At 62.4% G+C, this 526-nt stretch carries 1 protein-coding gene; it reads right to left on the bottom strand.

Translation table 11 applies throughout. The features are described 5' to 3' along the window. Positions 1-473: LLM class flavin-dependent oxidoreductase (locus H7I41_RS26700; protein ID WP_264015662.1), on the bottom strand; the 473-nt coding region annotated here is incomplete at its 3' end. Between the last annotated feature and the right edge of the window lie 53 nt (positions 474-526).

The following is a 526-nucleotide window of genomic DNA, read 5'->3' as shown; positions in this document are numbered from 1 at the left end:
ACGATCGCGATACCGCCGGCATCGATGCGGTCCACATACGACATCAGCTTCTCGGCGACCTGATCCGGTGTACCCCACACCTGCAGATCGGCCAGGAATCGAGCGAAACCGTCCACACCGTGCTTTTCGATGTTGCGGGCCAGGTTGCCGTAGTACTCGTAGCCTTCGATCTTCTCGAACCCGACATTGTCGAACTCGTAATGCTTCACCGTCGACAGCGCGTAGCCCTTCAGGTACTTGTCCCGCATCTCCTGCGCGGCCGCTTCGGTCTCACCCACGCCGACGTACACGTTGATCAACGGCTTGGGCGGCTCCTCACCACGCAACTCGTTGTACCGCGCCCGATAGGTGTCCAGATCCGCCTGCACCGTCGGCCACGGCTTCTGCGCAATCACCATCAGACCCACACCCAACCGGGCCATGATGTCCATCGACTCCGGCGACACCGCCGAGGCGAACGTCCGCCCCCGCACCGACGCATACGGCTCCGGACGAATCTCACACCGCGGCTGCTTGTACAACTCCC

Origin of the sequence: [Mycobacterium] manitobense (genome assembly GCF_025821665.1) — a bacterium.
In the GTDB taxonomy this organism is placed as follows: domain Bacteria; phylum Actinomycetota; class Actinomycetes; order Mycobacteriales; family Mycobacteriaceae; genus Mycobacterium; species Mycobacterium arseniciresistens.
Note: the sequence above shows the minus strand (reverse complement) of the source record. Positions and strands in the feature narration are given on the sequence as shown.